1 pseudogene is annotated in these 382 nt (G+C 61.3%); it reads left to right on the top strand.

Features of this window, described 5'->3' with window-relative positions:
• Window positions 1-197: pseudogene (locus KDL01_RS42760) on the top strand (IS5/IS1182 family transposase); the annotation flags it as partial.
• Between the last annotated feature and the right edge of the window lie 185 nt (window positions 198-382).

The following is a 382-nucleotide window of genomic DNA, read 5'->3' as shown; positions in this document are numbered from 1 at the left end:
AGGGCCCGAAAGGCGGGCGGCCCCCCGCATTCGACGCCGAACTGTACAAGCGCCGCAACCTGATCGAACGATGCAACAACCGGATCAAGCAGTGGCGCGGCATCGCGACCCGCTACGACAAGCTCCCCGACCGCTACCAAGGCGGAATCGAGCTGGTCAGTGCACTGATCTGGCTACGGTCTCTGTGCCCGGAATGACCCGGACACAGAGACCGTACATAGAGATTAATAGATGGTCAGATTCACCAACACCGCCTAGAAGTCCGATGAAGATCTCTGTTCTGGCCCGGCCGCGCAGCGGTTGGGCCAGAATGCTGTCATGCAGGGTGAGTGGACGGGTGAACTGGCAGGTCCCGACGTGTGGGTCACGTGTCGGGAGCTGA

The organism is Actinospica durhamensis (assembly GCF_018139695.1).
GTDB classification, from domain to species: Bacteria; Actinomycetota; Actinomycetes; order Streptomycetales; family Catenulisporaceae; genus Actinospica; species Actinospica durhamensis.
The sequence above is the reverse complement of the archived record's forward strand: the minus strand, read 5'-3'. Positions and strand labels throughout refer to the sequence as shown.